Origin of the sequence: Xanthobacter wiegelii, assembly GCF_043193855.2 — a bacterium.
Lineage (GTDB): Bacteria > Pseudomonadota > Alphaproteobacteria > Rhizobiales > Xanthobacteraceae > Xanthobacter > Xanthobacter flavus_A.
In genome coordinates this window covers 4,097,822-4,111,105 of the sequence record NZ_CM195529.1, presented here as the reverse complement: position 1 = coordinate 4,111,105, position 13,284 = coordinate 4,097,822, and the positions used below count along the sequence as shown (strand labels likewise).

11 protein-coding genes and 1 pseudogene are annotated in these 13,284 nt (G+C 63.6%); 5 read left to right on the top strand and 7 right to left on the bottom strand.

The features are described from left to right. Positions 1 to 64 precede the first annotated feature (64 nt). Both V5F63_RS19190 and V5F63_RS19185 read left to right on the top strand, forming a co-directional pair. Positions 65 to 1,416, top strand: a protein-coding gene (locus V5F63_RS19190; protein WP_244450521.1) for an IS3 family transposase whose coding sequence is annotated in 2 segments (ribosomal slippage) — positions 65 to 401 and positions 401 to 1,416 — 1,353 coding nt in all. Because the reading frame shifts where the segments join, the coding sequence is not laid out codon by codon here. Between the two features lie 500 nt (positions 1,417 to 1,916). Beyond that, positions 1,917 to 2,162: a helix-turn-helix transcriptional regulator gene (locus tag V5F63_RS19185; protein ID WP_394100589.1), complete on the top strand. Its 246-nt coding sequence runs from the start codon at positions 1,917 to 1,919 to the stop codon at positions 2,160 to 2,162. A 351-nt stretch (positions 2,163 to 2,513) separates the two neighbouring features. Here V5F63_RS19185 and tnpC read toward each other — a convergent pair whose 3' ends face one another. From tnpC to tnpA, 3 genes are all read right to left on the bottom strand, one after another. Continuing rightward, positions 2,514 to 4,043: an IS66 family transposase gene (tnpC, locus tag V5F63_RS19180; protein ID WP_394100590.1), complete on the bottom strand. Its 1,530-nt coding sequence runs from the start codon at positions 4,041 to 4,043 to the stop codon at positions 2,514 to 2,516. Positions 4,044 to 4,115: 72 nt separating this feature from the next. Further along, positions 4,116 to 4,469, bottom strand: coding sequence for an IS66 family insertion sequence element accessory protein TnpB (gene tnpB / locus V5F63_RS19175; protein WP_149574310.1), 354 nt, complete (start codon positions 4,467 to 4,469; stop codon positions 4,116 to 4,118). After that, positions 4,466 to 5,362, bottom strand: a complete 897-nt coding sequence (gene tnpA, locus V5F63_RS19170) for an IS66-like element accessory protein TnpA (RefSeq protein WP_394100591.1) — start codon at positions 5,360 to 5,362, stop codon at positions 4,466 to 4,468. Before tnpA ends, tnpB begins: the two co-directional genes overlap by 4 nt. A gap of 580 nt (positions 5,363 to 5,942) precedes the next feature. Between tnpA and V5F63_RS19165 the strand changes: the two genes are divergently transcribed. Continuing rightward, positions 5,943 to 7,841 carry a DUF3363 domain-containing protein gene (locus tag V5F63_RS19165; protein ID WP_394100592.1) on the top strand — a complete coding sequence of 633 codons (1,899 nt, stop codon included), beginning with the start codon at positions 5,943 to 5,945 and terminating at the stop codon, positions 7,839 to 7,841. Here V5F63_RS19165 and V5F63_RS19160 read toward each other — a convergent pair. Then, the gene (locus tag V5F63_RS19160) at positions 7,838 to 9,097 is read right to left on the bottom strand and encodes a hypothetical protein (RefSeq protein WP_394100593.1); all 1,260 of its coding nucleotides are present in this window, start codon (positions 9,095 to 9,097) and stop codon (positions 7,838 to 7,840) included. The two genes, V5F63_RS19165 and V5F63_RS19160, sit on opposite strands and share 4 nt — an antisense overlap. A gap of 444 nt (positions 9,098 to 9,541) precedes the next feature. Here V5F63_RS19160 and V5F63_RS19155 point away from each other — a divergent pair, with 444 nt between their 5' ends. Next, positions 9,542 to 10,747: a M14 family metallopeptidase gene (locus V5F63_RS19155; protein WP_394100594.1), complete on the top strand. Its 1,206-nt coding sequence runs from the start codon at positions 9,542 to 9,544 to the stop codon at positions 10,745 to 10,747. 849 nt (positions 10,748 to 11,596) lie between these two features. On the opposite strand, the gene V5F63_RS19150 is transcribed toward V5F63_RS19155, so the two are convergent. After that, positions 11,597 to 11,851 (bottom strand): hypothetical protein, encoded by a 255-nt coding sequence (locus V5F63_RS19150; RefSeq protein ID WP_394100595.1) that lies wholly within the window; start codon positions 11,849 to 11,851, stop codon positions 11,597 to 11,599. A 66-nt stretch (positions 11,852 to 11,917) separates the two neighbouring features. Next, positions 11,918 to 12,619: a class I SAM-dependent methyltransferase gene (locus V5F63_RS19145; protein ID WP_394100596.1), complete on the bottom strand. Its 702-nt coding sequence runs from the start codon at positions 12,617 to 12,619 to the stop codon at positions 11,918 to 11,920. Positions 12,620 to 12,697: 78 nt separating this feature from the next. Here V5F63_RS19145 and V5F63_RS19140 point away from each other — a divergent pair. After that, positions 12,698 to 12,814 (top strand): annotated as a pseudogene (locus V5F63_RS19140) (transposase); the annotation flags it as partial. A 46-nt stretch (positions 12,815 to 12,860) separates the two neighbouring features. Here V5F63_RS19140 and V5F63_RS19135 read toward each other — a convergent pair. Next, the gene (locus V5F63_RS19135; RefSeq protein ID WP_394100971.1) at positions 12,861 to 13,064 is read right to left on the bottom strand and encodes a hypothetical protein; all 204 of its coding nucleotides are present in this window, start codon (positions 13,062 to 13,064) and stop codon (positions 12,861 to 12,863) included. Positions 13,065 to 13,284: the final 220 nt, after the last annotated feature.

Sequence of the window (13,284 nt, the reverse complement as noted above, 5' to 3'; positions counted from 1 at the left end):
AGACAGTTTGATGGTTTTCGGGAAGGGAGGATTTCTGGATCATCGCAGCCATTCAGGAGCGCAGATGAGACAGAAATCCGGGCCGGAGAAAGCACCGGCAGAGCAGGTCGTGAAGGACATCCGCCGAGCGACGCGGCGGCAGTTCTCGGCCGAAGAGAAGATCCGCATCGTGCTGGAAGGCGTGCGCGGCGAGGAGAGCATCGCCGAGCTGTGCCGGCGCGAGGGGATCGCCTCGTCGATGTATTACGGCTGGTCGAAGGAGTTCCTCGACGCCGGCAAGCGCCGTCTCGCCGGTGACACGGCGCGCGCGGCGACCTCGGACGAGGTGAAGGAGCTGCGCCGTGAGGCGCAGGCGCTGAAGGAGGCCGTGGCCGATCTGACCCTGGAAAACCGCCTGCTCAAAAAAAGCATGCTCGCGGATGGGGAGGACGACACATGAGGTATCCTGCCTCCGAGAAGGCCGAGATCATCCGGCTGGTCGAGGGATCGCATCTGCCGGCGCGGCGCACCTTGGACAAGCTCGGCATCCCGCGCGCCACGTTCTATCGCTGGTACGATCGCTATCTCACCGGCGGGGTCGAGGCGCTTGCCGATCATCGCTCACGGCCCGACCGTGTCTGGAACCGGATCCCCGAGCCGGTTCGGGACGAGATCGTCGAGCTGGCGCTGCGCGAAACGGAGCTGAGCCCACGCGAGCTGGCGGTGCGCTTCACCGACGAAAAGCGCTACTTCGTCTCGGAAGCATCGGTGTATCGGCTGCTGAAGGCGCATGATCTGATCACCAGCCCAGCCTACATCGTCATCAAGGCGGCGTCCGAGTTCAAGGACAAGACGACGGCGCCCAACCAGCTCTGGCAGACCGATTTCACCTACCTGAAGATCACGGGCTGGGGCTGGTATTATCTCTCGACCGTGCTCGACGACTTCTCCCGGTTCATCGTCGCCTGGAAGCTCTGCGCCACGATGCGCACTGACGACGTCACTGCCACGCTTGATCTGGCTCTGGCGGCATCGGGGCTCGACCAGATCACGGTCGCGCATCGGCCGAGGCTGTTGAGCGACAACGGCAGTTCCTACATCTCAGCCGACCTCGCCACCTGGCTCGACGGCAAGGGCATGCAGCATGTTCGCGGCGCGCCCTATCATCCCCAGACGCAGGGCAAGATCGAGCGCTGGCACCAGACCCTGAAGAACCGCATCCTGCTGGAAAAATACTATCTGCCCGGCGATCTCGAACGGCAGGTCGCCGCCTTCGTCGAGCATTACAACCATGCCCGCTACCACGAGAGCCTGGGCAACCTGACGCCCGCCGACGTCTACCTCGGTCGTGGGCAGGCCATCCTCACCGAACGCGAAAGGATCAAGCGCCAGACCATCCAACAGAGACGCTTGCAGCATCAGCTGCAGGCCGCATAACCTCAAACCCAGATGAGCCAGAACCTCCGTTCCTGAGACGCCGCAATAGTCTCAAATCATCTGACGACGGACACTGCAGCAGTGAGCCTATCCGCACGGGCGACGGCAGCTCGGCTCCAGCAAGAACCACCTGCGGAAAGCCGATCGTCCGCGCCAACTCAGACTCCAGCCGTTGCTGCTTCCGGCAAAGAGCGAGCGTCCGCCGATGCGCTGTGCGCCACGCTTTCCATGCAATGACAGCGGGATCTGTGGCGCTCTCATCCTGCGGCGCGGCTACAGCCGAACTTTTGAAAGAAGTACCGCCGACCGTCAGAAGGGCCGCAGACAGAACGTCCCTCCGGGATGGCCGGGACAGACTCGTGCTAATCTCAGAATCAGCCATGATCCGAGCTCCAAGCAGCTAGGTTGTGGTCAGGCTGGGTGGGTGTGTCAGCACCCGCTCAGCCGCTTCTCATTATGGGCATATCTGCGTATTTTGCGCAAACGAGACGTGTTGACTGATGAAGGTTAGGCCAGCTCAAGTCCGTGCCGCGCGGGCGTTGCTCGACATATCGCAGCAGGATTTGGCAGACTTGTCGAAGGTCGGATTGCGCACGATCGTGCAGTTTGAGCGCGGTTCAGCCTCTATCTCTGCATCGATCATCCAGGCGCTCGTATTATCGCTAGAAGCCTCTGGCATCGAATTCATTCCGGAGAATGGCGGCGGTGCCGGTGTGCGCTTCCGCAAACCATCAGCATCGGAATAAGGCCGCGTTGGTTACAGCTAGGCCGATGAGAAACTGCGAGATCAGCGCAGCTCGACGGCAGTTTCGTTGCAAAGTTTCTGCACGGTATCGGGCACTGATCGGCATCTTCAGTGCAGGTTCGACGGCAGCGCGACTGCGGCCTAATCGACCTTTGACCGCAAACTCGCGGCATCAATAGTCACTCATACCAGGCCGGCTGTAGAAGCTGAGGCCGCGTCGGCGCGTCATAGGTTAGATCGGGCGACTGCCAACGTTTCTCGGATGTTTATTCGTAGTATATGTGGCGTGAACAGCCGATTTATGTGCAGCGGTAGCAATCAGAAGGGTATCCGTCCGGGGGCTGCACTGATGTCAGCTATTGACGGGATTTCCCGCTTTCCACGTCCAGGGCAGCAGTTCATCGAGCCGGTTGACGGGATGACCGCCCACCATGCGCTGGAGAACGTCGGCGATGTAGGCGTAGGGCTCGACGTCGTTGAGCTTGGCGGTCTCGATCAGCGAGCAGATGACGGCCCAGCGATGGCCTCCACCGTCGCTGCCGGCGAAGAGATGGTTCTTGCGCCCGAGGGCGACGGGACGGATCGCGCGCTCGACCGGATTGGTGTCGAGTTCGATGCGGCCGTCGTGCAGGAACCGCGTCAGGGCCTCCCACCGGGTGAGCGCATACCGGATTGCCTCGGCGAGCGAGCTGCGTCCGAAGACCTGCGCGAGCTGGGCTTCCAGCCAGGCGCACAACTCAGTGACGAGCGGGCGGGAGTGCTGCCGGCGCGCGGCAAGCCGATAGGCGGGCGACTGCCCGCGGATCTGCGCCTCGACGGCATAGAGTTCGCCGATCCGGCGCAGCGCCTCAGTGGCAACCGGCGATCCGGTGGCCTGCGCAACGTCATAGAACTTGCGCCGGGCGTGGGCCCAGCAGGCGGCGAGAACGACATCGCCGTTGCGAGCCAGCGGTTCAAAGCCGGCATAGCCATCGACGTGCAGCACACCGGAGAAGTGCTGGAGATGCACCGCCGGACGCTCAGCGCGGCGGTCCGGCGCGAACAGATAGACCGCTGCCGGCGGCTCGGGTCCCGACCAGCCGCGCTGCTCGCGGGCATAGACCCAGAGCCTTCCAGTCTTGGTGCGTCCACGGCCGGGATCGAGCACCGGAACCGGCGTGTCATCGGCGAACAGATGATCGGAAGCGAACACGTTCCGGCACAATCGCTCCTGCAAGGCTTCAAGCCACCAGCAGGCGCCACCGACCCAACCGGCCAGCGTGGAACGCGCCAGATCGACGCCGTGCCGGGCGAAGATCTGCGACTGCCGATACAGCGGCGTGTGATCGCAATATTTGCTGACCAGGACCTGCGCGATCAGCGCCGGCGTTGCCGGACCGCCCGCGATCAGACGCTCGGGCGCCGGCGCCTGCACCACGGTCTCGCACACTCGACAGGCATATTTCGGCCGGGTGATGCGGATCACCCGAAGCTGCGCCGGTACCCAGTCGAGCATCTCGGATTGGCTTTCGCCGATGGCATGAAGCCCGCCGCCGCAGCACGCGCAAACCGCATCCTCGATGTCGAGACGAACGTCCTCGCGGGGCAGATGATCGGGCAGCGGCTTGCGATGAGACGTGCGTTCCGACGGCAGCTTCGCAGCCGCCGGGCGGCTCTCGCGGATGCGCGCAATATCCGCGTCGAGATCCTCCAGAGCGAGTGCCAGCTGGTCAGGATCGAGACGCTCGGAGCGACGGCCGAACTGCGCCCGCTGCAGCTTCTTGATGATCGACTGGAGGCGCTCGATCTCGCCGTCGCGGCTCTCGACGACGCCTGCCATCTCGCGCACCAGTTGGTGCAGGAGGCTGATGTCGGAAGGCAGGTTTTCCAGATCGAGCCGCATGTCCGATTCTACTGCAGAACGGTCTGTCACCCAAGCATCAAAGCGTTGCAGCGGCTACGTTTAGGAGGCATTTCATCCCGCCAGAGCGGGCTTCCAGACGCGCTCGGGCGCGCGCCAGTCGATGCCCTCGATCAGCATGGCGAGTTGCGCCGGGGTGAGCGTGATCGAGCCGTCGTAACCCGTCATCACCGGCCACGCGAAGGCGCCCTGGTCGATCCGCTTGGTGAACAGGCACAGTCCGTTGCCGTCCCAAAACAGGATCTTGAGCATCGTCGCCTTGCGGCCGCGGAAGGCGAACAGATGGCCCGAGAAGGGGTCCTGCTTCAGCGTCTGCTGTACCAGCATGGCGAGCCCATCCATCCCCTTGCGCATGTCGGTGTAGCCCAGCGCCAGATGCACCTTCACGCCAGCGGGAACGATCATCATGGCGCGATATCCCCACAGCCGGCCTGCGTTCGGACCACGGCCGGATCGCTGCCGGTCGGGGCGAAGACGCGCCGCCCGTCAGTGAGATCAACCACCATCATGCCGTCGGGTGGCTGCAATAAATCCTGCAGCAGGCGAGCGGCCGGCGTGCCGTCGGTCAGCGCGACGGGCGCCAGCTTCGCGCGCTTCTTCTGCGCCACGCCGAACTGCACCCGCCAGCGGAACAGTAGCCCGGTGACGATGCCGTGCTTGCGCGCCACGCTCGATACGCTGACGCCAGGCTGGTCGCTCTCGAGCGCAATAGTGCGCTTCTGCTCGTCGCTGAAAAAGCGCCGGACCGGCTGCGGAACGGGTTCCGGATCGCTATTCGTCGGCACCGTCAACGGGCTTTCGGGGAGCATTTTTCTGGCACTAGTGCCAGCCACCGGCCGGGCGGAGGGATGAAGATGCGCCCGCCAGTCGATCGTGTCCTCGACCTCGTCCAGCCGGTCGCGCCATTTGCGCAGCGATGTGGGCGACAGTTGCAGCGCGGCGGCGTACTCGCGCACGCCCATGCCGCTCCAGTTCATCGCCTCGACATGCATCGCCCAGAACGCCTGCAGGGCGCGGTTGCGCGCGTCCGTGCTCACGCTGAACCGCAGCCGGGCGCGCTTTCTTTGGCGCTTCTCCTGCGCCTCACGGCGCTTTTCCCGGCGCAGTTCCGCTTGATATTCCGCATGCTTACGTGCCGCGTCCTGGCCTGCCAGATAGTTCAGCCAGCGATCGAACGTGCACTTCCACAGTCCGTGCTGGCGGCAATAGTTCGTGCGGTCGAGACCGCTCTCCCGCCACGCCTCAACGTGAACCCGCCACCAGGACTGACGCGCCGTGTTCTCGAAATGTCTCAAATTCATCGGAGATCCTCCATGCTTCGAAGGAAACCGACATGCCCCGATTTTGCACTCCACCAATACTGTGCAGAGACCGGACGGATACTCAGAAGGAATTGAGGGCAAGATAAAGCGGATTTTCAATCCGCGCGGCCGGTACCCTTAGTGTGTTGTATGCACATTGTTTTCCGTTCCGGAAAACGGGTCTAAGCGACTTTTCGGAAGGTGCGCATCTGCGCGGCCATCATTCAAGCCATTGATAGGTTTCTGGTTTTCGTGTGCATACGCAATGTGCGTTCCGCCGGCTGTGCGCCAAAGCCGACGTTTCCACGCTATACTTTGATCGGGTGATTTTCGACTTGCGGTAGCCATTGGCACGGCCAAACCTGCGGTCATGACACGCCGCGACGAGAACGATTTCCGCATCAAGCCAGGACGTCCGCGAAGCCGTGAGACGCGGCTGAAGACGCACGAACTGCCCTTCGTTCGCCAGGCCCTGATCGCCGCTCGCAATGCCGGCGGTGGCGCCGGGATAGGTGGCGGGTTCGCTGGAGCGGGCGGCAGCAGCGGTCGGTTCAATGCGCGAGGTCGTGGCGCGAAGGTGATGGCGTCGCTGCCGCGCGACAGCGGCGGCTGGCAGAGCGGTTCGTCCGGCCGGTTCCGTGCCCGCCGCGTCGTGGTGAAGGCGCGGGTGGTGAGGCTTGCCGGGAAGGGGAAGAGCGCGCACGGCCCGAAGATGCGCGGCGCGGTGTCCATCGGTGCGGTGGGAGCGCATCTGCGCTATCTCGAACGTGACGGTGTCACCCGCGACGGGGAGAAGGGCCGCGCCTATTCGGGCCTCGCGGACGAGGTCGACGCCAAGGCCTTTGTGGAGCGGAGCGGTGAGGATCGCCATCAGTTCCGCTTCATCGTCGCGCCGGAGGATGCCGCAGAGCTCAGTGACCTGAAGCGCTTCACCCGTGACCTGATGCGGCAGGTGGAGAGTGACCTCGGGACCAAGCTCGACTGGATCGCCGTCGATCATCACAACACCGGCCATCCGCACAGCCATATCCTCGTGCGCGGCGTGCTGGATGATGGCCGTATCCTCAACATCGCCGGTAACTACGTTGCCCATGGCATCCGCCATCGGGCGAGCGAACTGATGACGCTGGAACTTGGCCCGCACACCGAGGTCGAGCTGCAGAGCAAGCTGCGCCATGAGGTGGACGCCGACCGTCTCACCCGACTGGACCGGATGATGATCGCCGAGCAGCGCGAACATGGTGTCCTCGATCTGCGGCCGGACGCTGGCGAGAGCTACCTAGTGCGGACCAACCGGCATGTTCTCATCGACCGGGTGAAGCGGCTGGAGAACTTTGGCATCGCCGAGGAGATCGAGCCAGGACGCTGGAGCCTTGCGGAGCGAGCGGAGAGCACGCTCCGGGCCATGGGCGAGCGTGAGGACATCCTGCGCACCATGCACCGGGCGCTGACCGATCACGGCCTCGCGGAGGAGCGCGGTGCCGAGCAGTACGTCACCCATGGCAACCGCATCTCGCATGCCCTTATCGGACGTGTGCTCGACAAGGGACTGGCGGGCGACGAGATGGGCGAGCGCTTCTATATCGTCATCGACGGTGTGGACGGACGCACCCATCATGTCGAGACCAGCGACGCCTCCCGGCTGGAGGATATCAAGCGCGGCCACATCGTCGCGCTCGACCCGTTGCCGACAAGGTCTGACACGCGCCCGGCGGACCTCAACATCGCCACCATGGCCGAGAGGAGTGGCGGCATCTACCGGCCGAGCGAGCACCTGGAACTGGCGCGCCCAGTGATCGAGCAGCAGCGCGGTGATCCCGATGCCTTCATCCGCGCCCATGTGCGGCGGCTGGAAGCGCTGCGCCGCGCCGGCCATGTCGAGCGCATCGACGCGGATCACTGGAAGATCCCGGACGATCTTCCAGAGCGCGGCATCGCCCATGACGCGCGAACGGCAAGGAAAGACTTCGCGGTCCGTACGCTCTCCGCCTTCGATCTCGACCGGCAGGTCGCCAGCGATGGCGCCACCTGGCTCGACCGGGAATTGGCCTCGCGCCAGCGCACGGAGCTGTCCGACGCGGGCTTTGGGGGCGAAGTGAGTGCAGCGCTGGAGCGCCGCCGCCAGAGCCTCGTCGATCAGGGACATGCCGTTCGACTGGAGAACGGCAACGTCCGCGCACCTCGCGACATCCTAACCCGCCTTGAGGCTATCGAGGTGGAACGTGTTGGCCGTGCCCTAGCGGCGGAGCGTGGCCTTACCTACGCCCCGAGCCAACCCGGCGAGTATGTGTCCGGCCGGCTCACCGGCTCCATCAATCTCGCCAGCGGGCGCTTCGCCATGATCAACGACGGTCTTGGCTTCCAGCTCGTGCCTTGGCAGCCCGTGCTGGAGAGGCAGATCGGCCGGCACATCTCCGGTGTCTCCCGCGACGGCGGCGTCGAGTGGAGCCTTGGACGGAAGCGCGGGCTGGGGCTTTAGACCTCGCTGCCCGGCGGTGGCGGCATCTCCAGATCTGGATCGGCCGGCAGCGGCGCGAAGGGATCGGTCTCTGGGAACAGCTTGCGCTCGCGCAGCCAATCGCCAAACGAGGCGGGATCGAGCGCACGCTCCAGTTCGCTAAGGCGCTGGCGCGCCCAACTCAGCATGCGCCGCGTCTCGGCATCCTCGATATTCGCCGCCCACGCGATCCAGGAGCGCAGTTGTTCGGCCTTGCGGCCCATCTCGACGATCTCGTCGAGCAGTTCGTCGCGTTCCTCCTCGCGCTTCGTGCGCGCCTCTGTACGCGTCCGGTTTTCCTCCGCGCGGCGGCGGAGGCGTGCGTTGCGCTCATCTTTGAGGCGGTCATCACGCCGGTAATCGATCCAGCCATGGAGTTCCTCGATGATAGAGTCGAGTTGGGCCTCCAGGGTCGCACGGCTGTTGTCCCGCCAGTTGCGTCGGCGCTGGTCCATGCTCCAGGCTTCAATGGAGATCGTCAGCTCACCGGTCGGGATATAATCGAACTCGGGATATTGGCGTTCGTAGGTGAAATCCCAATCACGGTAGCGAGCCGAGCGCCGATAGCGTTCCTCCGCCTTCAACTCATCGACCGTCGGATCGTGCTTTCGGCGCTTTATCGTCTCCGCCAGGATGAAGGGCACCTTGTCGACGCCCCGGCGCACTTCGACGTGCTTGCCCGCGAGGGTGCAGGAAATTTCCCGCGCCTCCATCCCGCGCGCGATGCTGTCGAGAATGAAGATCGCCCTCTCGACCGAACCGGCTCCCAGTCGCATAGACAGCAGGCCTTCCCCGCTAATCGCGATGATGCCGTCATGATCCGGCTTGGCGCGGCGCAGCGTATGGGCGGTCAGCGATACGGCCGTGTGGGGTTTGTCGATCCGGCTCCACTCGATCGTCCGTGTGCTCGGCTCTCGTGGCTTCATCAGCCGGCGCGGTGCGATCGCTGCCTTGCGCGCGCTTTCGAGGCGCTCCTCGATGACGGGATCTGATGGGCTCGTCGGATCGAGGCTGATGAGTTCGACAGCAGGATCGACCGAAGAGGCAAAGATTGTCTGCCTAGGCTTCTTGCCGGCCGCTCGGTCACGCCAATAGGCCGCTGTCGGCAGCGGCACACGATGCTGGACGCAGAGATCCCTGAGCCGCCAATGCGATAAACCAAGCTTGGCAGCGACGGCCTCAAGCGGCTCGGCCCAAACGAGATCGTACATCTCGCGGCGGGTGACATGGGCGATCATGCGGATATGCGATCGACGTCAACGGGAAGCCCGCAATCTATCGCCGTTCGATGACAGGTCCGCTTGCCGACCAACGCCATTCACAGAAAAGGGCTTCCGCGCAGAACCAGTAGGCCGGTCCGTCGCAGCCGCGTCAAGGCTGGCGCTTCGCGCCACCGCTCACGCGGCTACGGCCTTGACCCCCGCCGCGGCGGACCGGCAGGGGCTGGCCATCGCGTAAGGTGGAGTGTGAGTGACCTGCTCATTCGGGCGGGTGAAAGACGCGGAATGATCCGGACTCCCAGGAGCCAGCCTACGGCTTGCCCCAGGTTACGGATGGTCGGCGGTCAGTCGGACGAGAGCGAATGACGCAGCTACCTGCGCTCCCGGCAGCATTGCACTCAGCGTCGCTGGGCGTAACCATGCTCGGAGAAGGGCGGGCAACTCACCGGAAGGATCCACGTCATGTCGGACAAGCCAAACGAGTTTCTCGACCGCCGCGATTTCATGATCGCGTCAGTTGCGACAATCGGCGCGTCGGCTGGGCTCGTCGCCAATGCTCCTTCCGCCAGCGCCCAGGGCCCGACGCACACCGCTTCCAGTCCGGCTTACGGCGCTGCATCAGCAACGGTGTATACCGGCGATGTCATCCAGGGGAGGAAGGTCGTCAGCGCGCTGGACGTCGACGACCTGGAGCCGGGAAGGAAGCATCTTCTATATTTTCAGGGCGTCGAGATGCCCACCGGACAGCACTGGTATGTGTCCGTGACCGTCGCCAAGGGCGCGCAGCCGGGCAAGCGTGTCGTTCTCGTTAGCGGCGTGCATGGCGACGAAATGAGTTCCGTGCATACGGTCCAGACGGTTATGAACCAGCTCGATCCGTCGCGGATGTCGGGCACGGTCATGGCAGTCACCGACGTGTCCCGCCCGGCTATGGAGGGCATGCAGCGCCGATGGCCCAATGCCGGCAGAGGCGCCGATCTGATCGACATGAACCGGGAATGGCCGGGCAATGAAAACGGCCTCACCGCTCCCAGCCGACATGCCGGCCTACTGTTCAATCGGCTGCTGCGGCCGAACGCCGATGCCGCCATCGACTTCCATACCGGGACAACCGGGTTCGAGGTCACCGCCTTCAATATCGCCGGCATGGATGTGCCTGAGGTCAAGGCGATGGTGGAGCTCTATCCGGTGGGTCAGATCTTCGACAATCACGTCTATCCGGGTGTGCTGCACAACGCCTTCATGGATGTGGGCATCCCCGCCTTCACCCCCGAGATCGGCGCGGCGCGCGTGCTGGACCTCGAAATGATCGGGCTGTTCGTGGAAGGCACGATGAACGTCCTCCGGCATCACGGCATCGTGGCCGGACCGATGGGACGCACGGGGAAGGACGTGAGCGTCTTCATCGGCAACAGTGCGTTCCCGGTGCTGGCAACCGAGGGCGGGCTCGTCGAGCATCTGGTCGGGCTCAACGACAGGGTGGAACCCGGGCAGAAGCTCGCCATTCAACGCAACAGCTTTGGCGAAGTGGTCGCCGAATACACCAGCCAGGTGGCAGGAGAGGTGACCGGCCAGCGCAGCGACGCGATGGCCGAGCCCGGCAATCCCCTCGTCTTCATCCTTTTCCACAAGGCTGGAACGGATCGGGGCGAGACATACCCCGAGTGACCATCCCGTACCCGGCGCCAGCAAGAGCTCGCGCTACGCCTGCTGCGGGTGCTTCCACCAAGGGCTGCCCCGCAGGCGCGAGGAGAGGCTGGAGACGGCCTTCGACCGGCTTCCCGACACGGTGCCGCCGACGGAGGAACTGCTCTTCCCCGGGGCCGCACATCGCCAGCCGCAAGAACGGTGGTGAACCTCGCCGGGAACGGCCTGGAGAGCACAATAGGGAGCGTCGCCCGAGAGACAAGATCGCCACGCGATCCACGGTGTTGATGTCTCTCGCGAAAATAATGGCGCGCCGGCGAGGATGAAGGTGGGAACTGGTATCTCATTGTTTCTAATATGAATTCTTCGACACGGGGTTGCTAAGCGCCGAATCCCGACGAGAGCTCGATTGGGGCGTTCGCAGTGGTTGCCCAGTTTGAAGCCGGACCGCACGTTGAGGGACGGGAAGGTGCCCAAGGTCGCTACCCTATGCCTACCGGATCACTTCATCCGGCCCGAATTTGGGGATCGAGATCGACACGCTGCCCAGGCGGGACCTTCGCCTCCGGACCGCCCTCAAAGAAATAGGGAAGCGGTAGGCGAAAGACCTTAAATAGTCCGTCGCTATGTGGAGTAGATAAAAACTATAAACTCGATAAACTCATTATTATAGCGGTAGTTTTACATGATCAGCTCCAGATGAGTTAAGGAAACGCGGATCAATCCGCAGTGGTTCGCGGCTCAACGCGCCCGACCCACGGCGAGCTGGTAGCCTGATCCGCTCTACACGCAGGGGCGCGCTCCAATGAGACCCTTGCGGGAGAGATAAACCGCAGGGCGGCGCGGCGGCTCCGCGGGGCATCTACGAAGTCAGCGGCGGGCAATCCGGAGCGTGGCCGTGACGAGCGGCCTCGCGATTTCGTCTGGGGTTCGTGCGATGGCCGCTTCGAGCCGACTCGCGAACAGATCGTGGAGCGGTTCGCTGCCGCCGAACAGGGAGGGACCAAACGCGGCGACGAAAAAGCCGGTCATATCGGCGGCAAAGGTGGCGGCATCTCTCGTCTCTTGCCAGCGTAGCAAGGCGGGGTTCGGCGTCTCCGCGATCACGAATTCCTTGACGACCAACGGCGCCACATCGCCCTTTGCGATGGCGCCAAAACGCCTGACGGGTGCGCGGTCGCGCGGGAATCGTCATTGTGGCATGGACGTCGGCCGCAAGCTCGCCCTCGAAACCAGCCGACCGAGCTCATCGTTCGCCAGCTCCATCAGCGGCTCCAGACCGGTCGTGCCGCTATCGTCAATTGCACCTATCACCAGCACGAGTTCCCCGCCCGGTATCACCTCCTGGGCGCGGTGATTCAGAAAGGCGCGCCAATCCGCGGCCACGGCCTGAGCTAGTGCCGCATTCTCATCTGGTGTCGCAAAGATCGGCCAGATATGGGCACCAAGTGAGAGAGGAAGCGCGCTCATCCAGTGGAGTGCGAAGGACGACCAGCCAAAGGTGAGGCTGCCCGCCGGCAGCAGGCGGTCATAGAAAGACCGGCCGATGGCGGAGGAGAACACTTTTCTCCTTCCCCCAAGGTAGCTGTCGGGAGCGCTCTGTATGGTGGCGAATAAGGAGGCGAAATCGCTGTGCGGCAGATCGGTGTGCACGACCATCACATCCCGGCCCTGTCCTGTACGCAGCCCCAGCCGGTCAAGCGCGAGTCCTATTGGACGCATTGAATTGCGTCCTTGAGAGCAGCCGAAATCGGCGATGGTGACGGGGCCCTCGGGGATTGCGGCCGCAGCAAGCGCCCTTTCCAGGATGCTGTCGGCCTCACGCGCGGAGCGGGCCTGCAGCTCAGAATGGGCATTATAATAGCCGCGTCCTTCCATGATGGGTTCATGCATGAGCTGCCCCTACGCCATCAGCGTGGCGATCCTCTGCTCGCTCGTTTCAGCTTGTTCTTCCAACGCCAGATGGTGGCTCGGGCATGTCACATTGCGCTCGGCGTATGCGCCGATGACGCCAAGGCGATCCTCGGCCTTGGGCTGGAGCAAAACGAGGGTGCCAAATTCCGGCTTCGTGTCGTGAACGAGCTGCGCCTTTCTCCCAACCAACCGGCAAGGGGGTCATCGGACGCCGCACGCTTCACGAATGCCCTGCATATGTCTGGTCCTGGTGGGTGTCCTTGTCCATCTCCGAGACAATGAGCCATCGTTCGTCCGCCTGCTTGTGCAGAACGCGAAGGGAATGATTGCCGCGAAGTTGAATTTCTGCGCCGCCTATCAAGCGTTGCCCTTTGATCTGTAGATGTGTCGACACGATCACCATCGTATCCGTCACCATACGCATATGGCTTATTATCGGTATGGCTGTTGCCAGCCGCTCGGAGCCCTGCATTTTTCCCGCAAAGTCTCACGCCGCGTCGCTCTTTACCTGCGCGTCTCCACCTTCGAACAGACCACCGAGAATCAGCGCTGCGAGCTTCAGGCCGTGGCGGAGAAAGCGGGCTAGGAGGTGGCGGTCGTCTTCGAGGATGCCGGTCTCTCCAGCGCCAAGCCTAATCGCCAAA